Origin of the sequence: Exiguobacterium mexicanum (genome assembly GCF_005960665.1) — a bacterium.
In the GTDB taxonomy this organism is placed as follows: Bacteria; Bacillota; Bacilli; order Exiguobacteriales; family Exiguobacteriaceae; genus Exiguobacterium; species Exiguobacterium mexicanum_A.
Genome location: NZ_CP040676.1, coordinates 829,404 through 850,027, shown reverse-complemented (window position 1 = coordinate 850,027; position 20,624 = coordinate 829,404). Strand labels below are relative to the sequence as shown.

The 20,624-nt window shown below is 53.5% G+C and carries 19 protein-coding genes and 1 riboswitch; of the genes, 5 read left to right on the top strand and 14 right to left on the bottom strand.

The genetic code is table 11. From position 1 onward, the window contains the following. Nucleotides 1–101: 101 nt before the first annotated feature. A riboswitch (SAM riboswitch) is annotated at nucleotides 102–221 on the bottom strand. A 314-nt stretch (nucleotides 222–535) separates the two neighbouring features. Then, nucleotides 536–2,110: a phosphoenolpyruvate carboxykinase (ATP) gene (pckA, locus tag FED52_RS04800; protein WP_138859147.1), complete on the top strand. Its 1,575-nt coding sequence runs from the start codon at nucleotides 536–538 to the stop codon at nucleotides 2,108–2,110. On the opposite strand, the gene FED52_RS04795 is transcribed toward pckA, so the two are convergent. The 12 genes from FED52_RS04795 to FED52_RS04740 all read right to left on the bottom strand — a co-directional run bounded on the left by FED52_RS04795 (nucleotide 2,002) and on the right by FED52_RS04740 (nucleotide 11,989). After that, nucleotides 2,002–2,790 carry an alpha/beta hydrolase family protein gene (locus tag FED52_RS04795; protein ID WP_138859146.1) on the bottom strand — a complete coding sequence of 263 codons (789 nt, stop codon included), beginning with the start codon at nucleotides 2,788–2,790 and terminating at the stop codon, nucleotides 2,002–2,004. The genes pckA and FED52_RS04795 overlap by 109 nt on opposite strands. Then, nucleotides 2,771–3,244, bottom strand: a complete 474-nt coding sequence (ytkD, locus tag FED52_RS04790; protein WP_034778327.1) for an RNA deprotection pyrophosphohydrolase — start codon at nucleotides 3,242–3,244, stop codon at nucleotides 2,771–2,773. The genes FED52_RS04795 and ytkD overlap by 20 nt, the downstream gene beginning before the upstream one ends. 98 nt (nucleotides 3,245–3,342) lie before the next feature. After that, nucleotides 3,343–4,695, bottom strand: a complete 1,353-nt coding sequence (locus FED52_RS04785) for a glucose-6-phosphate isomerase (RefSeq protein ID WP_034778329.1) — start codon at nucleotides 4,693–4,695, stop codon at nucleotides 3,343–3,345. 106 nt (nucleotides 4,696–4,801) lie between these two features. After that, a complete protein-coding gene (locus FED52_RS04780) occupies nucleotides 4,802–5,965 on the bottom strand; it encodes an iron-containing alcohol dehydrogenase (protein ID WP_138859145.1) in 1,164 nt (387 codons plus the stop codon). Between the two features lie 68 nt (nucleotides 5,966–6,033). Further along, nucleotides 6,034–7,032 (bottom strand): Gfo/Idh/MocA family protein, encoded by a 999-nt coding sequence (locus FED52_RS04775; protein WP_138859144.1) that lies wholly within the window; start codon nucleotides 7,030–7,032, stop codon nucleotides 6,034–6,036. 93 nt (nucleotides 7,033–7,125) lie between these two features. Beyond that, complete coding sequence (gene yugI, locus FED52_RS04770; protein ID WP_138859143.1) at nucleotides 7,126–7,518, bottom strand: S1 domain-containing post-transcriptional regulator GSP13; 393 nt, start codon at nucleotides 7,516–7,518, stop codon at nucleotides 7,126–7,128. Nucleotides 7,519–7,712: 194 nt separating this feature from the next. Then, nucleotides 7,713–8,948, bottom strand: a complete 1,236-nt coding sequence (locus FED52_RS04765; RefSeq protein WP_240731337.1) for a lysine N(6)-hydroxylase/L-ornithine N(5)-oxygenase family protein — start codon at nucleotides 8,946–8,948, stop codon at nucleotides 7,713–7,715. Nucleotides 8,949–9,016: 68 nt separating this feature from the next. Further along, on the bottom strand, nucleotides 9,017–10,204 hold the full coding sequence (locus tag FED52_RS04760) for an aminotransferase (RefSeq protein ID WP_138859141.1): 1,188 nt from the start codon (nucleotides 10,202–10,204) through the stop codon (nucleotides 9,017–9,019). Further along, complete coding sequence (locus FED52_RS04755) at nucleotides 10,201–10,695, bottom strand: Lrp/AsnC family transcriptional regulator (protein ID WP_021065542.1); 495 nt, start codon at nucleotides 10,693–10,695, stop codon at nucleotides 10,201–10,203. The genes FED52_RS04760 and FED52_RS04755 overlap by 4 nt, the downstream gene beginning before the upstream one ends. A gap of 2 nt (nucleotides 10,696–10,697) precedes the next feature. Then, nucleotides 10,698–11,498 carry a glycosyltransferase family 2 protein gene (locus FED52_RS04750; protein WP_138859140.1) on the bottom strand — a complete coding sequence of 267 codons (801 nt, stop codon included), beginning with the start codon at nucleotides 11,496–11,498 and terminating at the stop codon, nucleotides 10,698–10,700. After that, on the bottom strand, nucleotides 11,495–11,743 hold the full coding sequence (locus FED52_RS04745; RefSeq protein WP_034778343.1) for a NifU N-terminal domain-containing protein: 249 nt from the start codon (nucleotides 11,741–11,743) through the stop codon (nucleotides 11,495–11,497). Before FED52_RS04745 ends, FED52_RS04750 begins: the two co-directional genes overlap by 4 nt. A 12-nt stretch (nucleotides 11,744–11,755) precedes the next feature. Then, complete coding sequence (locus tag FED52_RS04740; protein ID WP_034778345.1) at nucleotides 11,756–11,989, bottom strand: DUF1871 family protein; 234 nt, start codon at nucleotides 11,987–11,989, stop codon at nucleotides 11,756–11,758. A gap of 508 nt (nucleotides 11,990–12,497) precedes the next feature. Between FED52_RS04740 and FED52_RS04735 the strand changes: the two genes are divergently transcribed. From FED52_RS04735 to FED52_RS04725, 3 genes are read left to right on the top strand one after another with little or no spacing between them, the layout of a single operon-like run. Continuing rightward, nucleotides 12,498–14,765, top strand: a complete 2,268-nt coding sequence (locus tag FED52_RS04735; protein WP_256441389.1) for a ribonucleoside-diphosphate reductase subunit alpha — start codon at nucleotides 12,498–12,500, stop codon at nucleotides 14,763–14,765. A gap of 29 nt (nucleotides 14,766–14,794) precedes the next feature. Beyond that, entirely contained in the window at nucleotides 14,795–15,301 is a 507-nt protein-coding gene (locus FED52_RS04730) for a flavodoxin domain-containing protein (protein WP_138859138.1), read from the top strand. Next, a complete protein-coding gene (locus FED52_RS04725) occupies nucleotides 15,258–16,298 on the top strand; it encodes a ribonucleotide-diphosphate reductase subunit beta (protein WP_034778351.1) in 1,041 nt (346 codons plus the stop codon). Before FED52_RS04730 ends, FED52_RS04725 begins: the two co-directional genes overlap by 44 nt. 52 nt (nucleotides 16,299–16,350) lie before the next feature. Here the strand turns inward: FED52_RS04725 and FED52_RS04720 are convergent, their stop codons facing one another. Together FED52_RS04720 and FED52_RS04715 are read right to left on the bottom strand one after the other, a co-directional pair. Continuing rightward, the gene (locus tag FED52_RS04720; protein ID WP_167491773.1) at nucleotides 16,351–18,492 is read right to left on the bottom strand and encodes an N-acetylmuramoyl-L-alanine amidase; all 2,142 of its coding nucleotides are present in this window, start codon (nucleotides 18,490–18,492) and stop codon (nucleotides 16,351–16,353) included. 127 nt (nucleotides 18,493–18,619) lie between these two features. Further along, nucleotides 18,620–19,408, bottom strand: coding sequence for a MazG nucleotide pyrophosphohydrolase domain-containing protein (locus FED52_RS04715; RefSeq protein WP_034778353.1), 789 nt, complete (start codon nucleotides 19,406–19,408; stop codon nucleotides 18,620–18,622). A gap of 85 nt (nucleotides 19,409–19,493) precedes the next feature. Here FED52_RS04715 and ytvI point away from each other — a divergent pair, with 85 nt between their 5' ends. Beyond that, nucleotides 19,494–20,621, top strand: a complete 1,128-nt coding sequence (gene ytvI / locus FED52_RS04710; protein WP_138859136.1) for a sporulation integral membrane protein YtvI — start codon at nucleotides 19,494–19,496, stop codon at nucleotides 20,619–20,621. Nucleotides 20,622–20,624: the final 3 nt, after the last annotated feature.

The following is a 20,624-nucleotide window of genomic DNA, read 5'->3' as shown; positions in this document are numbered from 1 at the left end:
GTGTGGACGGTACTCGTTCCCCTTACGCGTTGCTTTGGGACGGTAATGAAAAAAACCTTTCGCCATGTTCAATGGGAAAGGTTGAATCGTTCTTCCTTACCCTCTTATCGTTCGAAGCTTGCGCTTCGCTTCAGGATAGCACCTTTTCCGAATAACAATGACAAATCGGACGGTTGCTGGGCTTCGTAGGGCCTTGTTCCCTCCACCGCTCAGAATAAGAGTATCCGTTACGAAGACCATCATATAAATGACACCCCGTTCTGTCAAGCGTATCGACTGAATTCGTAAAACTTTTCACGAACTCGCAATAGTTATGTTTGTGAAATATCAAACATTTTTTTGTCGGTTTTCGATTTTGTACTATGACCTGGTACAGAATATGTTAGAATGACAGTGTAAGAAAGCGCTTACTTTAAAGGGTAAAAAAAGCTTGTTTTTGATTAGTATGTCACATATAATAAAAACGTCATACTAATAAAACACGGAAGTATGCGGATTTCATCCACATCTATTTAGGGGAAAGGTGGGATTCAGGATGGCGACAACGCTCCTGAAAATCGAAGAATTAATTAAAGGTGCCGACATGATGCGGAACTTAACGGTTCCAGAATTGGTGGAAGAAGCCATTCGCAACGGGGAAGGCGTACTGACGAAAGACGGGGCTTTATCGGTCAGTACAGGTAAATTCACAGGACGGTCACCGAAAGACAAATTCGTCGTGCAAGATGAAGTCAGCAATCATTTAGTAAACTGGGGTCCGGTCAACCAACCGATCGCAGAAGAGAAGTTCACGGCACTGCTCGATAAAGTTCTCACGCATCTCGAGACGAAAGACAAGCTCTACTATCTCGAGGCGTCTGCCGGGGCTGACGAGCATTATACGCTTCCAGTGCGGGCCATCACAGAATACGCGTGGCACAACTTGTTCGCGAAACAGTTGTTCTTGCGCGAATGGCCGACACAAGGTGCCTTTGATCCGTTCACGGTCATCTATGCACCGAGCTATAAGGCCGATCCGGAAGTCGACGGGACGAACTCCGAAACGTTCATTCTCGTCTCATTCGCCAAACGGACCATTCTGATCGGGGGAACAGAATACGGCGGCGAAATTAAAAAATCGATTTTTTCAGTCATGAACTTCCTGTTACCGGAACAGCACGTCTTGTCGATGCATTGCTCGGCGAACGTATCGGACGCCGGCGAGACGGCTCTCTTCTTCGGGCTATCGGGTACCGGAAAGACGACGCTATCGGCCGACACAGAACGTCATTTAATCGGGGACGACGAGCATGGTTGGTCTCCTGACGGCGTCTTCAACATTGAAGGCGGTTGCTACGCGAAGACGATCAACTTGTCGCGTGAGAACGAACCTCAAATCTACGATGCCATTCGATTTGGCTCGTTGATTGAGAACGTCGTCTTGGACGAGGAACGGGCACCAGACTACAAGAACATCTCACTCACTGAGAACACACGGGCCGCCTACCCGATTCAATTTATCGATAACGCGATGCTTCCGTCACGAGCCGGGCATCCGAACACGATCGTCTTCTTGACGGCCGACGCGTACGGCGTCCTGCCTCCAATCAGCAAGTTGACGAAGGAGCAGGCGATGTATCACTTCTTGTCAGGCTATACGTCGAAGCTAGCCGGCACGGAGCGCGGCGTGACGGAGCCGCAGGCGACCTTCTCGACATGTTTCGGGTCACCGTTCTTGCCGCTCGCACCGGAACGCTACGCCGACATGCTCGGCACGTTGATCGAGAAACATGACGTCGACGTCTATCTCGTCAATACCGGTTGGACCGGCGGAGTTTACGGCGAAGGATCGCGGATGAAGCTCGCCTATACACGGACGATGGTGAACGCGGCCGTCAACGGGAAACTCCGTGACGTCGAGACGACGCGCCATGACATCTTCAACGTCGAGATTCCACGCCACATCGACGGGGTGCCAGACGACGTGCTCAACCCACGGGGCACATGGAAAGACGGGGCCCGCTACGACACCGAGGCGGCAGCGCTCGCCCGTAAGTTCCAAGACAACTTCAAACGATTCACGAAAGCGAGTGAGGCGGTCGTCTTCCACTTTTCCCAAAACGGGAGTTGATGAGCGAACGGGACGATCCAAAGTTCGGCCCGCTCCCCCATCCGTTCGGCCACGGCTGTCGCATGGCGGAACCGCACTTGCTCGTCGTCTGTCCCGTGAATCAATAACGTCGGGGCCTCCCAGTCCTTGTAGAGGGGTGAACGCTCCACGTACGCCTCACGAGCCGCTTCCGGGTCACCCCCGGTCATACGGCGGAGCATTTTCCGCATCGAGCGTTGCTCTTCGTACGTCCATTCCAAATTGGTGACACCCGCCCATGACGTCACGGACGTGAGCGGCCGCTCCGCGGCGAGCGACAACGCCATCATGCCCCCGCGCGAGAAGCCAAGGGCATGAATGAGCGTGTCCGTTCGATGGACGCGATCGTAGAGAGACAAGACATCCTCTAAATCGGCCCCGCCGAAGTCCTCTTTCCCGCTCCCCCCATGGTTACCACGGTAAACAGGCGCCACGACGTGGAAGCCTTTGGCCGCGAACTGCATCAACCGGGGCAAGCGCACGTCCCCGATGCGTCCTGTTCCGCCGCGCAAATAAAACAGGACGTGCCCGTTCGGTCGCGTCGGCGTGATCGTATAGGCGACGACATCCTCACCATCGCGTGTCGCGTACCAGCCACGGTGGACCGCATAACCGGCATATGGAGGGAGGACCTCAATCCGGTCAAACCATTCGTTTTTCATGTAACACCTTCATCGTTTCCGGGAGCACCCGGTCTTTCATCATGAAACTGTACCGGTTGTTCCGGAGCAGATTCGTTGGCAGTTCCTTCATGAGCACGGCGCCGTCGGTCTCATCGACGGCCGGATGGTCATCGAAGCGCTCGATCTCGGCGAAGTAAATATTTTTGATGACCGTGTCCCCGCGCCCAAGCACGCGGTATTGTCCGAGATAGTGCAGCGTCTTCACGACACCACCCGTCTCTTCATACACTTCCCGAATCGCGGCATCGTCCTCATGTTCGCCAGGTTCGACTTTTCCACCCGGGAACTCGAGCCCGCGCTGCTTATGCTTCGTCAGCACCCATTGATTCTCGTAGCGGGCGACGACCCAGACGTGGAGCGGCGTATCTGAAAATGGATAGTGCGCAAAGCTCAACTCGACTTTATTGTGATAGTAGTCCGTGAATGTCAACATAGTCCATCCCTTTCTTTCCCCTGTCTACTCTCACTTTACCTTGTCTTCCCCCAGTTTCAAACAAAAAAATAGGCCCGCCGGAGCGGACCTACTCAAAATTATTGGTTCAAGCGCTTTTCAAGCTCAGCTTTTTGTTCTTCGTAACCTGGTTTTCCAAGCAACGCGAACATGTTCGCTTTATACGCTTCGACGCCCGGTTGGTTGAACGGGTTCACCCCGAGAATGTATCCGCTCATCGCGCATGCCTTCTCGAAGAAGTAGAACAAGTAACCGAGGTGGTACGGCGTCATCTCTGGCAATTCGACAACGAGGTTCGGTACCTCTCCGTCCGTGTGGGCGAGGAGTGTTCCTTCAGCCGCTTTGTCGTTCACGAATTGGATCGTTTCGCCAGCGAGGAAGTTCAAGCCGTCGAGGTCTTGCGCGTCTTCTGGCACGTTCATCGCGTGACGGACGTTCGTGACACGGATGACCGTCTCGAACAAGTCACGACGACCTTCTTGGATGTATTGTCCCATCGAGTGGAGGTCGGTTGAGAAGTCGACAGCCGCCGGGAAGATCCCTTTGTTGTCTTTTCCTTCTGATTCGCCGTAAAGCTGTTTCCACCACTCCGACACGTAGTGCAAGGCCGGTTCGTAGTTGACGAGCAACTCGATCGACTTGCCTTTCGCATACAAGGCGTTACGGACGACCGCATATTGGTACGCCTCGTTCTCAGAGAGTTCTGGTGACGAATAGGCGTTTTGTGCGTCGCGTGCACCTTCCATGAGGGCGTCGATATCGATCCCTGCCGCAGCGATCGGAAGGAGTCCGACCGGTGTAAGGACCGAGAAGCGGCCGCCGACGTCATCCGGGATGACGAACGTTTCGTAGCCTTCCGCATCCGCAAGCGTCTTCAAGGCGCCACGGGCACGGTCTGTCGTCGCATAAATGCGCTCACGAGCACCGTCTTGACCGTACTTGTCTTCCATGAACTGTTTCAAGACACGGAACGCGATCGCCGGTTCTGTCGTCGTTCCCGATTTCGAGATGACGTTGACCGAGACGTCTTTGCCTTCGAGCACCTGGAGCAACTCCGTCAAATAAGTTGACGAGATGTTGTGACCGGCGAAGAAGACTTGTGGCGCGTTGCGCTCTTCTTTCGACAATACGTTGAAGAATGAATGTTGGAGCATCTCGATGGCCGCGCGTGCGCCGAGGTATGATCCACCGATCCCGACGACGACGAGGACGTCCGAGTTCTCACGGATTCGTTCCGCGGCCGCTTTGATGCGGGCAAACTCATCCGTATCGTAGTTTGTTGGGAGATCGACCCACCCAAGGAAATCGCTACCTGCCCCGCTGCGGTCATGGATGACCGAATGCATTGCTTTCACGGTTTCTTGCAATTGATCGACTTCATGTTCCCCGACGAAAGACAGGGCGTTTGAATAATCGAAACGTACAGTTGACATATCATTTCCTCCTTTAAATCGCTCCTTGATGAGCCATACATGACCCATCATAAACGGAAACGTCGGATTCGTTCAATCATTATTGCAAAATAGGCATCAAATCGCCTTATTTGCTCAACTCAAGAATCGCTGCCACGTCTTCACGTTCGAGTGTGCGGAAGCGACCGAACGCCCCGCGTTTCATCGCCGAATCCAAGATGGCGTCGAACGTCGACTCGTCGATGTCATAGTCACGGAGCGAGTTTGGCGCGCCGAGCTCATCGAAGAAGGCACGAACGGCTGCAATCGTACGCTTCGCCGTTTCCAAGTCCGTGTCAGCCGGTTCGACGTTGAACACTTCTGTGCCTAAGCGTGCGAAACGTGCTGCATTGTCTTCATCGAGTACATGTTCCATCCAGCGCGGGAACAGGATCGCGAGTCCGCCTGCATGCGGGATGTCATGGACAGCCGAGACCGCATGTTCGATGTTGTGCGATGCCCAGTCGCCCGAGGCACCCATTTGGAGCACACCGTTCAAGGCGATCGTACCTGAGAACAAGATGATGGCGCGCAAGTCGACATTTTCTAAATCGGCGACGAGTTTCGGTGCCGATTCGACGACCGCTTTCAACACGCCTTCCGTCATCCGCTCTTGAACCGGCGCATGGTTCGGGTGGAAGTACTGCTCGAAACAGTGGCTCATCATGTCGACGATGCCGTAAATCGTTTGGTCTTTTGGCACTGATACCGTGTAACGTGGGTCGAGGATCGAGAACGTCGGATAGACGAGCGGGTGACCCCAGCCGTACTTCTCTTGTGTCTCCCAGTTCGTGATGACCGAACCTGAGTTCATCTCAGAACCGGTCGCCGCGAGCGTGAGCACCGTACCGAACGGGATCGCTTCCGTCGGGATGTGGTCACGGAGCACGATGTCCCAAGCGTCGCCTTCATACGGGATGGCCGCCGAGATGAGTTTCGTGCAATCGATGACCGAACCGCCGCCGACCGCGAGCAATGCGTCGATGTTTTCTTCACGCGCTTGTTTAACGGCACGACGTACCGTCTCGATGCGCGGGTTCGGTTCGACGCCTGAGAAGTCGACGAAATCGATCGAGGCGTTGTTCAGTTCCGCCACGACTTCATCGTACGTGCCGTTCTTTTTGATGCTCCCGCCTCCATAGACGAGCATCACTTTCTTGGCGTCAAGCGCCTTCAACTCGCTCGCGAGTTTTTCAATCTGATGTGTCCCGAAAATAAGTTTCGTCGGGTTCTTGTATTCAAAGTTGTGCATGTTTCATCCTCCTTCGAAAATATGTAACACCTACACTATATACCCTGTTTTTTATGATTGAAAAGCAATCAGGTCTGAGCGTAGATGCGGTCGATAATCGTATGGAGCGTCACCGCCTGTTCCGCTTGCTCGTACGATGGCTCGTGCCGGCACGCCTCGAAAAACGTGCGAATCTGACTGGCGTACGGATCTTGGAGCGTCAGATGGGCCGGAGATTTATCGAATAAGGCACCATGCTCTTCCGTATGGAGTTGGAGTGGAAAGAGCGACGCCCCGCCCATCGTGCCCCGTAGTTCGACCCGCATCGTGTCCGCCGCCTCGACGTTGGCCATGAAACTCGCGTCTAAAAACAAAGATGCTCCGTTGTCGAACGTGACCATCGCCCGGGCCGTGTCTTCGACCGAGAACGCCTCTGCGTCCCAATCACCCATCAGCCCGACACCAGGCCGTGTGCCGAGGTATTGACCGACGTGACCGATGACATCGACCGGCTTCGGATAATCCATCAAATACAAGGCGAGGTCGAGCATATGTACCCCGATATCGAGCAGTGCACCGCCTCCTTGCAGTTCCTTATCCGTGAACACGCCCCATCCCGGGATGCCACGACGCCGCAGGGCAAGGGCCGTCGCCGCATAGACGTGACCGAGTTCCCCGGCATCGATCATCCGTTTCAATAGTTGTGTGTCCGACCGGTGCCGGTAATGGAATCCGTAATGCAGCGTCCGCTCTGCCTTCCGGGCCGCTGCTAGCATCTCGTTCGCCTCACGGACCGAGATGGCCGGCGGCTTCTCACAGAGGACGTGGCATCCTGCCTCGAGTGCGGCGATGACTTGCGCTTTGTGGAGCGCGTTCGGCGTACATACACTGACCGCATCGAGTTGTTCTGTGACGAGCATCTCTTCGACCGTCTCGTACACCCGTTCGATTCCAAACTGTTCAGCCACCGCTTCCCCGCGCTCACGGGTCCGATTCATGACGGCGACGACGTCAGCCCCTGCCGCGATGTATTGCGGGATATGGGCAGTCTTGGCAATTCCACCCGTACCGATGATTCCGATCCTCATGGTCCTCACTCCTTTTCTGTACTGTTCGTGAACGAGCGGGACATTTCCTGTACAAAAAAAGACGACCTGCACATGGCAGGTCGTCTCAATCACTTACTTCTTGAAGTTCGTGTTTTTGATCCAGTCTTCGAGCTTGTCCTTGAGGACAGTGAATCCTGGAGCTTCTTCTTGCTTGAAGTTTGAAGCTTCGTTGCGGCGTGGTGCGCCACGACGACCTGGCTTAGCCGACTTCTCGCGTTTTGGAGCTTCTTGTGTCGCTTTCATTGAAAGCTTGATTTTCTTAGATGCTTCATCAACATCAAGAATTTTCACTTCAACTTCTTGACCGACTTGAACGTACTCGTTCACGTCTTTCACGTAGTCGTGTGAGATTTCAGAGATGTGGACAAGACCTTGAGTCTCGTCGTCGAGTGCGACGAACGCACCGAAAGGTTGGATTCCTGTTACTTTACCTTTTAAAACTTGATCTTTTTCGTATTTTGCCATTACAAACACTCCTATGCTAAATTCATCAACTTACTATAACATACTTTTTTCGATAAAGTGTACAAATTAGTAAAAAAGATTATTTGGGATTATTTTCGTGTTTCAAAGTCGACGGGTCGGGTAAATACAAATCAAGCAAGACTTCAAGTATTCCCCCCTGATTCCGCTAGGCTAACGCCTAGCCCTTTTTTTGTTCAAAAGCTTGTAAACGGTCGCTGTGCGGCCACCTCAAACACCGTCTCCCCTACCATTTCATTCAACATAATCGCGTTCCGATATACGGCCATCCCTAAATTCGTTGCCGCCGGCCCGTGCGAATGTTCCAAATTCGTATGGGTGAACAGACTGCCGGTCAACCTAGTCTCCGTCGCGATTTGATAGCGGTTGTTGACGCGCCATAGTCGTTCCGCCTCCCATTCGATGTCAAATCGTTCGACCCACTCCGGAATCCGCGGTCGATACCCGGTCGCCGCCACGACCGCATCATATTCGTTCGTGAACGATTCACCGCTATGCTGCTGAGTCCCTTCGACCATATAGCTCGATGAGTGCGATACGCGCTCGATTTCGATTTGGGTACACAAGTTCGTCGCTTGGTCCGTCCCGTCCGCCGTCCGATGATATAACGCCCCATAGATGGCACGGAGCGTCTCTGGGTTGACGCCATTGCGGAATCGTTCGAACGACTTCCCAAGTTGCTCACGTTCCGCGTACGGTAATCGATTGAAATACTCGACATACGACAAGCTGAAGATCTCTTCCCCGAGTTTGCCGCTCTCGAGCGACTCGAACACGTCCGAGCGCGTCACCCAATCGATTTGTTGCCGCGTTTTATCGGATCGACTCAATAAATCGAGATACACCTCCGCCGCGCTCTGCCCGCTGCCGATGACGATGATGCGGGCCTTTTCAAGTAATCGTTCCCGCTCCATTCGATACGAACTCGTATGGACGACGTCTTGAAACGCCTCTGGGATGAGCGGTTCTGCTCCCGTCCCGATGACGACGTGTCGCGTCGATAGCGTCTCTTCGCCTTTAGGCGTCGCGACCGTGACGAGGAAGCCGTCCTGTGCCGGACGGACGTCGACGACCCGGTGCGAGAACTTGATTGTGTCGAGCGAGGCAGCGATCGCCTGCAAATAGCGATTGAACTCTGTCCGGGGAATCGTCGGACTTTCCTGGACGATGAACGTCTGCAGCCGGCCAACCTGCTTCAAGTAGTTCAAATAGCTGTGCCGGCTCGTCGGGTCGGCGAGCGTCACAAGGTCATATAAATAATGCGTCTGCATCGTCGCCGCTTCGAGCAACATTCCTTCATGCCAATTGAAGTCGGCCCGCTCTTCAAAACATATACCCGTCAATTTGGTCGATTCGCTGAGCGCCATCAAGCCGAGATTGTACGGGCCACATCCGATTGCTACAAAATCCACTCGTTCCAATGACCTCACCTCGCTCGTCTTTTCCCATCTATTATACCACTAAAACGTAAAACAGACCCTCATCGCTGAGAGTCTGTCACTGTCGTCGTCACTTCGAACTGTTTCATGAACCGATCGATGCGACGAATCGCTTCTTGTAATTGTTCGACCGACGTCGCGTAACTAGCCCGGACGAAGCCTTCACCGCTCGCGCCGAAGGCGTTTCCCGGCACGACCGCGACCCGTTCCTCGAGCAAGAGACGCTCGGCGAACTCTTCGCTCGTCAATCCGGTGTGGCGAATCGATGGGAAGGCGTAGAACGCCCCACCCGGTACGTGCGTCGGTAACCCGGCGTCATTGAGGGCCTGGATGAAGTAGTTACGGCGCTGCCGATAGCTCTTCACCATCTTCGGTACATGCTGGTCACGGCTCTTCAGTGCCTCGAGACCGCCGAACTGAACGAGCGTCGGGGCACACATCATGCCGTACTGATGAACTTTGAGCATCTCCCGTGTCACGACTTCCGGCGCACATGTGAACCCGAGTCGCCAGCCTGTCATCGCGAACGCCTTCGAGAACCCGTTGACGACGATCGTCCGCTCGCGCATATCATGAAGCGTCGCAAAGCTTGTGAACGGCTCGTCATATGACAGTTCGGCGTAAATTTCATCACTGACGACCCAAAGGTCATGTTTCGTCGCGAGTTCCGCGATTTCGGTGAGTTCTTCACCCGTCATCGTCGCTCCGGTCGGATTTGATGGGAAGCAGAGGAGCATCGCTTTCGTGCGCTCCGTGATCGCCGCTTCGACGTCTTCCCGGTTCAGACGGAACCCGTTCTCCGGACGACAGGCGACCGGGACGACCGTCCCGCCGGCGAGCTCGATGAGCGGCCCGTACGAGACAAAAGCCGGTTCAACGACGATGACCTCGTCACCCGGGTTGAGGAGAGCCCGGAAGGCGATATCGAGCGCCTGCGACGCGCCCGTCGTGACGATCAGTTCCGTGGCCGGGTCATATGTCGCCCCGAACCGGTCCGCCATGTAACCAGCGATTTCTTGACGTAACTCGAGGAGACCGGCATTCGCGCTATAGGCCGTGTAGCCTTGCTCGAGCGCCGCATAGCTCGCCTCGCGCACGTTCCACGGCGTGATGAAATCCGGCTCTCCCACCCCGAGAGAGACGACGTTTTCCATCGTTTGCGCCAAATCGAAGAATCGGCGAATGCCGGACGGCTTCATTGAGACGACTTGTTGGGATAGTGACTTCATGGCGTAATATTCAACCGTTTGTCTTCGACTTGCGGGGTGAATAAAATGCCATCATGCTTATACGTCTTCAATTTGAAGTGCGTCGTCGTCGAGACGACCGAGTCAAGCGGTGACAATTTGTCCGAAACGAACGACGCGACGTCTTGAAGCGAGTTCGCCCGAATGACGACTTGCAGGTCGTAAGCCCCTGACATCAAATAGAGCGCCGTCACTTCCGGGAAGCGATAAATGCGTTCCGCGACCTCATCGAAACCACGACCCCGTTTCGGAGTGACTTTGACGTCGATGAACGCCGTGACATCGTGGCGATTGATTTTTTGCCAGTTGACCATCGCCCGGAAGCCGAGCAAGATACCGTCCGCCTTGAACTTCTCGAGCATCGCCTCGACAGTCGCCTCGTCGGTCGCGAGCAAGTTCGCCAACAGTTTCGTCTCGAGGTAGCCTTTCTCTTCGAGCAGCTCGAGCAATTCTAGTTCTTTCGATGTATACATAGTTATTCTCCTTCCGTTCTACCGGGGAACGCCCCTGTGAACGTTCTCTCTGTCTGTCTCACATAGTCCCGTCGTTCGGCTTGGACGATATGGAAGTTCTTCATTTCCATATTGACCAAACCGTGCTTGTGACAGAACCGATCAAAGTAACGACGGCGCGTCTCGTCTTGTTTGGCCGACAAGTTGTCGGTGCCATTGAACGCATAGAGCACCGTCGCGCGGGCCGGATGACGAATCGTCCCGACCTCACTGACACGTAGAATGAAATCCCAATCCCAGTAGTTATAAACGTCCTCATCGAACGATCCAATCGTCTCGTGGAGCTGTTTTCGATAGAGCGTACCGGACGGGATAAACGTCGAGTCTTGGCGAAGTCGCTCCAAATCGAGGGCATAGGCGAATGCCTCCCAGTCGGTGACGCGACGGCGCCCATCTTCCCACGTAAAGCGGAACAGTTCCGCGTCCGTGAAGACGAGGTCGGCCGAACGGATGTCCTCGAGCGCTTGTTCGATATGGGTCGGCATGAGCAAATCATCATCGTCGAGCAACAGGATATAGTCGCCGCTCGCTTCCTGTACGCCGCGATTGCGGGCTTTGACGTGATGATTCTCGCCAAGCTCGATATATCGAATCGATAATCGATTCAAAAAAGGCGCCAAAAGATGCTGTTTTGGCGGCCCGTCATTATTGATCACAAGTACTTCAAACTCCCCGAACGTCTGGACGACCAGACATTCGAGCAGTTCCGTCAGTTCCGTCTCCCGCGAATGGACCGGGATGACGATGGAAACGAGCGGGTTCATCCGCGGTAAGCAGTTTCGACGTGCGGCAAGATGGCTTCCCAGCTGACGCCGTTTTCTTTCGATACCGTGACGAAATCGCCATAGGCGAATACGCTCTCGACGCCTTCGATGGCGACGAGTTTTGCGAGAAGCGGTTGGTCCGTCTCTTCGCCGGCTTTCACGCTTTGGCTTTTCGCGCCGAAGACGTTCTCAGGAAGTGTAATTTTCATTGCATTTGGATTCGGTGTTGGATCGATACGTAACATCGTGGTTCCCCCTTATAGTTGACAAGATTCTGAAGACGCGAGTAGTCGTGCCGCCATGGCCCGTGTTTCTGGTTCACTTGGACAGTCGCCAAAAGCGTCTGTTAAGATCTGTCGAATCACGTCATCCAATTGATCGATCGAATCGACGTGAATGAGCGCCAAGGCGATATCGTCAAACTCTGGTCCATACGACCCAAGCCCGTAACCGAGTGGGTCCCATGCTAATAATAAGTCTTCTGCTCTCATTTGTTAAACCCTTCTTTTTACCTTGATTTCAAATCGTACTCCCTCAATCTACCTCACTTTTCAGTTCGATGCTAGTGAGCGTTCGAATTTCCCTCGTTTTGAAAAAGCAGTCGTCACTATATATAGTAATCGCTCAAATCGTAAATTGAATAGAAGATAGGACGAAATCCAATGAATTTATCGTTTATTTGGACATCCGGTTCATGATTGACCGCTTACATAAAATTGCACGGGTTCTCACGCAAACGTCAATTTAATTTTTTTCTATCTCATATCTCATCTCAAATCGGATGATAGCGCCGTTTTTGAGTAAAAGTAATCTAGGCGTCGACAGTTTGCCGAATGTCAAGATTGCAAAACTAAATATAGGTGATTTATGATTAAAAAGACAATAAAACGTCAATATATAGTTAACGGATATTTATCACGTTCATCCATCATTGACGTCGAATCGGACAAGTTCCGCTATACCTTTATAATATCTACATCCGAAGAAGGAGTGATCGTTTTGACATCCCCTATCCATCACGAGACGATGTTGGCTGCTGCGCCAACACTTACTGACGTCTCGACATTGATCCAATCATTAAAACAACGCTACCCACAGCTTAGTGTCGAACGATACGAAGAACGAGCCGTCCGGGCGCTCGAAGGAAAGACACTGACACAAGATGTAGTATATGAACTCTTGACGATGCACGCCCTCGATATGTTGAAGGCCGAAGAGCCGGACTGGACGTTCGTCGCCACAGAAATGTACTTAAACCGCCTCTATTTAGAAGCGGCCCGTAACCGCGGTTATGACGCCTCGATGCGTTACGGCGCTCTCTATCCAATGATTGAGACGCTCACGACAAAAGGCATCTTCACCTCAGCACTACTCGATACGTACTCGAAAGAAGACATCGCCCACTTGGAGACGTTGATTGACCCGTCACGTGACCGCATGTTCACATACATCGGTCTCCGGACGTTAGCAGACCGTTACCTCGGCCGCGACCACGTCAAAAACTTGTACGAGTTGCCGCAAGAGCGGTTCATGGTCATCGCCATGACGCTCATGCAAAAAGAGAACGCTGACCAACGTGTGAAACTCGTCGAAGAAGCGTATTGGGCATTATCGAACCTCTATATGACGGTTGCTACACCGACGCTCTCGAACGCCGGGAAATCGTACGGGCAGCTCAGCTCATGTTTCATCGACACGGTCGACGACTCGCTCCGCGGCATCTACGACTCGAACACAGATGTGGCCACGCTCTCGAAAGGCGGCGGCGGAATCGGCGTCTATCTTGGCAAGATCCGCTCACGCGGCAGCGACATCAAAGGCTTCAAAGGCGTCTCGAGCGGCGCGCTCCCTTGGATGAAGCAACTGAACAACACGGCCGTCTCGGTCGACCAGCTCGGCATGCGCCAAGGCTCGATTGCCGTCTACCTCGACATTTGGCATAAGGACATTTTTGAGTTCCTCGATGCGAAATTGAACAACGGGGACGAGCGCCTTCGGACTCACGACTTGTTCACAGGCGTCTGCTTGCCCGACTTGTTCATGCGTACGGTCGAAGCACGTGGCGACTGGCACTTGTTCGACCCACACGAAATTCGTACGGTCATGGGCTTCAGCCTTGAAGACTTCTACGATGAGACGGAAAATGGCGGTTCGTTCACCGAGAAATACTTAGCGTGCGTCAATACGCCGGAGCTTTCGCGCGTAACGGTACCGGCCATCGACCTCGTCAAACGGTACATGCGCTCACAGCTCGAGACAGGAACGCCTTACATGTTTTTCCGCGACGCCGTGAACCGTGCCAACCCGAACAAACACGCGGGCATGATTTACAGCTCGAACCTCTGCTCAGAGATCGCGCAAAACATGTCGCCGACGACAATCGATGAAGAGTACACGGAAGACGGAAAAATCGTCATCACGAAGACACCTGGTGACTTCGTCGTCTGTAACTTGAGCTCAATCGCCCTCGCCCGAGCCGTCAAATCGGACGTCCTCGAGCGACTCATCCCGATTCAAATGCGGATGCTCGACAACGTCATCGACTTGAACACGATTGAAGTGCCACAAGCGATGATCACGAACCAGAAATACCGCGCCGTCGGACTCGGAACGTTCGGTTGGCATCACCTGCTCGCCCTCGAAGGCATCCGTTGGGAATCGGTCGATGCCGTCCAGTACGCGGAAAAGCTGTATGAGAAGATTGCTTACCTTACGATTCAAGCGTCAATGGAATTAGCCAAAGAAAAAGGCGCATTCGGCGTCTTCGAAGGATCGGAGTGGCATACGGGTGAGTACTTCAAACGCCGTAACTACCGCTCACACGATGAACTCGATTGGGACGGCCTCGCGGAAGCGGTTCATCAAAACGGTGTCCGCAACGCCTACATGATGGCGGTCGCACCGAACTCGTCGACAGCGATCATCGCGGGTAGCACGGCTTCGATCGATCCGGTCTATAAGAAGGTCTACTCGGAAGAGAAGAAAAACTATAAGATCCCGGTGACGGTCCCTGACCTCAACCCGGAGACAAACTGGTTCTATAAATCAGCGTTCGAAGTCGACCAACTCTGGAGCATCCGTCAAAACGCGGCCCGCCAGCGTCACATCGACCAAGCGATCAGCTTCAACCTTTACGTCAAAAATGACGTGAAAGCGACCGAGCTCCTCTCGATGCATCTCGAGGCCTGGTCACTCGGAATGAAATCAATTTACTACACGCGTTCGACGACTGTTGAAGTCGACGAATGTGAATCGTGTGCTTCGTAACGTCACGTAACAGAAAGGTGGGACCAACCATGAACGTCGCAATCGTCTATAGTTCGATGAGCGGGAATACAGAAGAGGTCGCCGAGCTGATTCAGGCGACCCACGTCCATCGGGGCGACCGTGTCGCCCTATATGAAGCGGACCGCATTGGCCATCGCGAAGCCCAATCACTCGCCACGTACGACCTCGTTTACTTCGGGTCGTATACGTGGGCGGACGGCGTCTTGCCGGACGAGATGAAAGATACGTTCCGTCTCGTCTTGAAAGAACTTAATGTGCCGCTTCGCCAAGCCGCCGTGTTTGGGACAGGTGACAAGATGTTCGTCCACTTCTGCCGAGCGGTCGACGAGATGGCCTACCACCTTTCGAAATACGGAATTCCCCTCGCCGGTGAGACATTGAAAATCGAGCAGTCACCGCGCAATCAACCGTACAACGTCCGTCACTGGGCCGAACGGTTGGCTAGAAACACCGAAGAAGGAGTATATGTCCATGACCATTCAAAAGATCAAACTACTGTCGCCCAAACATCCTAACCGGGCGACTGCCATTATCGGGGGCGAGACGAGTTCCATCGTCAATTGGAACGACATCGCCTATCCGCAGTTTTACACCATCTATAAACAACTGCTCTCAAACTTCTGGATCCCGGATGAGATCTCGATGTCGAAAGACATGCAGCAATGGCCGCAGTTGAGCGAGCGTGAACAAGACGCCTTCAAACGGATCATCGGGTTGTTGTCGATCCTCGACTCGGTACAGACACGCTATATCCTCGAGTCATCGATGTTCTCATCAGACTCGTCAGTGCACGCCGTGCTCGCCGTCATCGCTCAACAAGAAGTCGTCCATAACCAATCATATAGCTACGTCCTCTCGAGCCTCGTCCCGCTCAGCGAGCAAAATCGCATCTTCGATATCGCCAAGGACGACGAGATGGTCATGAAACGGAATCAGTTCATCTTAGACTTATACGAGGACTTCCGGGCCGACCAGACGGCCGAGACGTTCGCCAAGTCGCTCGTCGCCTCGATTATTCTCGAAGGCATCAACTTCTATTCCGGTTTTGCCTACTTCTACAACTTGGCCCGTCACCAGAAGATGGTCGGCACGTCGACGATGATCAGCTACATCCAGCGTGACGAGATGCAACACTCGTATTTCGTCAGCCAGTTGCTCCGGGCCGTCTTGACGGAAAACCCGGAGATCGACGCCGACGGCAGCTTCAGCCAGTTCGTCTATGACACGATGGCGGAAGCCGTCGACCTCGAAGTCGAATGGTGCGAATACGTCCTTCGCGACCTCGACGGGCTCGACGTCAGCGAGATGCGCGATTACGTCAAATACCTCGCCAACAAGCGCCTCCGCGTCATCGGCTTGAACGATCTGTATGAAGGGTTCAACGAAGACGTCATGCCGTGGATTCGTGCGTACTCAGACGATTCATTGAATGCCACGAAATCCGACTTCTTCGAACAGAAGTCACGCTCGTACGCAAAAGTCACCGACGCCAACGGCTTCGACGACCTATAAGCACAAAACGCCCCGACTCATCGTGAGTCGGGGCGTTTTTAATGGATGAAATTTAATGATAAGCGCGTACGTACTGAGCGATCCCTTCAGCGACACCTTCCGCCATCCGTTGGCGTGAGGCGTTGCTCCGTAAGTGGGTGACGTCTTGCGGCGAAGAGATGAAACCGAGTTCGACGAGGGCCGATGGCATCGTATTATAACGAATCACATAATAGTTCGCCGTCTTCACACCGCGGTTCGTCATCCCGGACATCTTGCCCATCAAATTGGATTGAATGTTCGTCGCCAGCACACGGCTCTTCGAACTGTGGGCTGAATAAGACGAATAGAACGTCTCGACACCTTTAGCATACTGAGTCGTCGCAGCATTCGTGTGCAAGCTGACGAACAAGTTGCCGCGAAGCGTTTTTGCCGTCTGAACGCGTTGGTCAAGCGTCAAGTAGACATCCGTCGAGCGCGTCAACCGGACTTGGTAGTCATACTTCGAACGAAGATACGCCTCGACTCGTTTCGTCACATCGAGAACGATTGCCTTCTCATAGAGCGATCCATTCACCGCTCCCGGGTCACCGCCTCCATGGCCCGCATCGAGTACGATGACGGCGTTGCTCGTCGCGCTCGGCTTGAGCGTCATCGCGTAAGCCGTCGCGATGTAGCCGTCGCGACCGTTGTACTTGATTTTATAAAAGCCGTTCGTCGAGCCGTAATGGTCGACTTGAGTGCCATGAGCGAGTCGGCCGAGAATCGTCGAGCTCGCCGAGGCTCTCGCCCGGACGTTCAAGACGTCCCCTGGTGTGTTCGTGTACACTTTCCCTTTAGGCGTCGCCGCAGGGGCGTCCGGGGCCTTCCCGGCCGACAACCAAGCTGTCGGGGTATAGAACGTGTCCGACCCGATATAGACGACCGACCAGCTCGAGTTATGTTTGCTGTACGTCACCGGCGTATACTTCGGCAACACACGAGCGACCGGTGATGATTGAAGCGTCTTCTTGAACAGGTTGGCATTTCGGTTCGCATATCCTGTTACTTTTTGAATGACCGGCGGTTTCGTCGTCGGCGGTTTCGTTACCGGCGGCGCTCCCGGTGTGATCCATGCCGTCGGCGTGTAATACGTTTTGCTGCCGATGTAGACGATCGACCAACTCGAGTTATATTTGCTCGAGACGACCGCCGACTTGGCCGGCAACACTTTCAACACCGTCGAACGTTGGTTGCGCGCGCCGAACAGTTTCAACTCGCGGTTGGCATGACCATCGACTTTTACGACTGGCGGTTTCGTCGTCGGCGGAGGCATCGTCGGTGCCCCAGGCGTAATCCAAGCCGTCGGCGCATAATACGTTTCGCTTCCGACATAGACGACCGACCAGCTTGAGTTATATTTGCTCGAGACGACTTCCGTCGTGACCGGCAATACTTTCAACACTTTCGAACGCTGATTGCGCTCGCCAAACAACTTCAACTCACGGTTGGCATGACCGTTTACTTTTGCCGCGCTCGGTTTCAACGTTCCCGGCGTGATCCATGCCGTCGGCGTATAATATGTGCTACTGCCAACGTAGACAACCGACCAGCTCGAGTTATATTTGCTCGAGACGACCGCTGACTTGGCCGGCAATACCTTCAACACCGACGAACGCTGATTCCGTTCGCCAAACAACTTCAAATCACGGTTCGTATAGCCTGTTTCACGGGCTGGTGTCGATGCGACGGCTTTCGGAGCAATATATGCCTTGGCCGCATAATACGTCTTCCCGTTCAAGTACACTTTCGCCCAAGACGAGTTATGCACGGCATATTGAACGGTTGTGCCTTTTTTAAGCGTCCGGTACACGGTCGCCTTGCTATGCGCCGACACACGGATGTTCAAGTTGACGGTCGTCACACCCGTCGAAGTGGCAGCTTGCTTCGTGACCGTCGTGGATTGAGACGGGATTCGCTTGATGTACTGGGCAGAAGCATAGTACGTTCGATCGTTTAAATATATCTTACTCCACGATTTGTTATAAATTACATATTTTACTTTTGTTCCCTTTTTTAGCGTTTGTATCAATTTTCCGCTCGTACTTGGTGCAGAGCGAACGTTCAAGTTGACTGTCGTCTCTCCGTCCAAAGTAGCGGCTTCCACCGCGGGTATTTGGATTGAAAACAAGACAACGGTCATGATGAGGGCAAGTTTAAAAAGCTTCATATTCATCCAAAATATTCCTTTCTCCATACGCACATCGCGACTGACAACACCTTCATAGTAGCACATTGCTTTTATTGAAAAAGTAAATATTTGAAAAAATGATGAATACTTTTTCCAAAAAAGGTGAATGTTTTTACCCTTGTTTTCGCACAATCCAAAACGTATCAGTGCCATGTCGCTCGATCTCGACGGCGAAAGGGGCCGCTAGTTGCAAATCAGTCTCGATGGAGCGATCGATTTGGAAAGGCGGCTCAGGTTGTCGAATGACAAACCCATCGAGTCCCTCGACTTCGGCGATCTTTAAAAACCGCGCCAAGTGCCCTTCCCGCTCTCTATATCGGCTCACTTCTTCGAAAGGTTTAGCCTTCACCCCGCCCCAGTACCGTCCTTCCACATAAGAACGATACGTGCGGACCGAATCTTCCGTAATCGGGTCGGGGGTATGGTCGAAGCGTCCGAAGTCTCGGGACGACTTGTCTTCGATCAACGAGGCGATCTCCGCGAATAGGTCAAATCCATTCATGTCGGCAAGTTCCATGACCGCCTGTTGAACGGCCTCGATGTGTCGTTGCAACGATCCCGGCGTCGCGGACGCCTTCAATTTTTTATCGCCTTCGTAGGCATTTAATATGCGGCCAACTTCCCCCGCCTCGCGCACGAGGCGGTAGTAGCTACGTTCTTCTTTCGTCTCGTCACGGTCTGTCGTTTGATTCGTGAGGGTGATGGCATATTGATTCGCCAGACACGTCGAAATAACGAAGACGTCCATCAGCTCTTCACGCAGGGCGACTCGGTCGTCGGCATAGAGCGCGCCGCCAACTTCGCCCACTTCTTCTAACAGCCGGGCCAACCCCGACAGCGGCCGCCAGTAGCCGCCTAAATGAATAATCATCCGATCGATTCGTCGTTGTAATTCCTTCATGTTTAATCACCTATCCATCCTCTATATTTACCGGTTGCGTGGTATACTATGCTCAATCCAATCGTTAGGAAAGGGGCCATGTGTCGTGTCGCCAGCCAGGCTTTGGCAGTTACTTCGTTTCCTGCTCGTCATTATCGGGCTCGTCTTCGTCATTTGGGGACTGAGCGTCCTCTTTACGTACACGTATCCTTTCGTGTTCGCCTTCTTGTTATCCTTGTTGACCGTCCCGCTCGTCAATTGGTTCGAGCGCGAGACCAAATTGCCCCGGGCTCTTGGGGCGCTCGCCTCCTTGTTTATCGTCATGAGTGTCGTCAGCGGTGTGATTGCCATCGTGGTGACTCAACTCATCCGTTACTTGACGATCGCCGCCGAGAAACTTCCCGATCAGATTGAAACGTTCACCGAATACATACAGCGCATGTTCAACGAAAAAATTGCCCCGTTCGTCAATGATGCGTATGACAGCGTCCAGCGGCTCAATCCGGGACAGACGAACTCGCTCGAAGGCGGGATCACCGAAATCGGCGTCCAGCTCGGAGCCGCGATCGGCGTCTTGTCACGAGGGGTCGCCGGTTTGTTGCAAAATATCCTCAGCGCCTTACCGCTCGTCTTGCTCTTGTTCATCGTTATCGTGCTCGCCTGGTTCTTCATCACGAAAGACTGGAACGTCTACATGCGGTCCATCGCGCGCTTGAATGAGCGAAAAGGCTTTAAGGAATTTGAATTGGTCATGACCAATTTGCGCTCGGCCCTGTTCGGTTACGTCCGGGCCCAATTGACGCTTATCTCCATCACGTTCGGGATCGTCCTTGTCGGCATGTTCATCCTGCGGGTCGACAATCCATTCTCTTTCGCTCTTTTAGCGGCCATCTTCGACTTGTTGCCGTACCTAGGCGTCGGGACGCTGTTATTGCCATGGGCCGCCTATGCCGCCGTGAGCGGCGACTGGTTCCTCGCCATCGGCCTCGTCATCTTGTATATCGTCGTCATCGTCCAACGTAACTTGGCTGAACCGAAAATCGTTGGTTCTCACATTGGACTTGACCCGCTCGCCGCCCTCATCTCGATTTTTGTCGGTTTGCAACTGTTCGGGGTGCTCGGCTTCATTTTAGGACCGGTCTTGGCCGTTCTGCTCAAGGCGCTCTATAACGCCCAAGTGTTTCACTATATGTGGAGATTCGTCCTCGGGCCGACGACACCAAAAGAGCGATGACGC

Bases quoted from the DNA above. Each gene is read 5' to 3' on its own strand.
- FED52_RS04730 (WP_138859138.1), top strand. From the start codon at position 14,795: ATGAACGTCGCAATCGTCTATAGTTCGATGAGCGGGAATACAGAAGAG.
- FED52_RS04795 (WP_138859146.1), bottom strand. From the start codon at position 2,790: ATGAAAAACGAATGGTTTGACCGGATTGAGGTCCTCCCTCCATATGCC.
- yugI (WP_138859143.1), bottom strand. From the start codon at position 7,518: ATGGCAAAATACGAAAAAGATCAAGTTTTAAAAGGTAAAGTAACAGGA.
- pckA (WP_138859147.1), top strand. From the start codon at position 536: ATGGCGACAACGCTCCTGAAAATCGAAGAATTAATTAAAGGTGCCGAC.
- FED52_RS04750 (WP_138859140.1), bottom strand. From the start codon at position 11,498: ATGAACCCGCTCGTTTCCATCGTCATCCCGGTCCATTCGCGGGAGACG.
- FED52_RS04760 (WP_138859141.1), bottom strand. From the start codon at position 10,204: ATGAAGTCACTATCCCAACAAGTCGTCTCAATGAAGCCGTCCGGCATT.
- FED52_RS04715 (WP_034778353.1), bottom strand. From the start codon at position 19,408: ATGAAGGAATTACAACGACGAATCGATCGGATGATTATTCATTTAGGC.
- FED52_RS04785 (WP_034778329.1), bottom strand. From the start codon at position 4,695: ATGTCAACTGTACGTTTCGATTATTCAAACGCCCTGTCTTTCGTCGGG.
- FED52_RS04780 (WP_138859145.1), bottom strand. From the start codon at position 5,965: ATGCACAACTTTGAATACAAGAACCCGACGAAACTTATTTTCGGGACA.
- ytkD (WP_034778327.1), bottom strand. From the start codon at position 3,244: ATGTTGACATTCACGGACTACTATCACAATAAAGTCGAGTTGAGCTTT.
- FED52_RS04720 (WP_167491773.1), bottom strand. From the start codon at position 18,492: ATGAATATGAAGCTTTTTAAACTTGCCCTCATCATGACCGTTGTCTTG.
- FED52_RS04740 (WP_034778345.1), bottom strand. From the start codon at position 11,989: ATGAGAGCAGAAGACTTATTATTAGCATGGGACCCACTCGGTTACGGG.
- FED52_RS04725 (WP_034778351.1), top strand. From the start codon at position 15,258: ATGACCATTCAAAAGATCAAACTACTGTCGCCCAAACATCCTAACCGG.
- FED52_RS04775 (WP_138859144.1), bottom strand. From the start codon at position 7,032: ATGAGGATCGGAATCATCGGTACGGGTGGAATTGCCAAGACTGCCCAT.
- FED52_RS04755 (WP_021065542.1), bottom strand. From the start codon at position 10,695: ATGTATACATCGAAAGAACTAGAATTGCTCGAGCTGCTCGAAGAGAAA.
- FED52_RS04745 (WP_034778343.1), bottom strand. From the start codon at position 11,743: ATGTTACGTATCGATCCAACACCGAATCCAAATGCAATGAAAATTACA.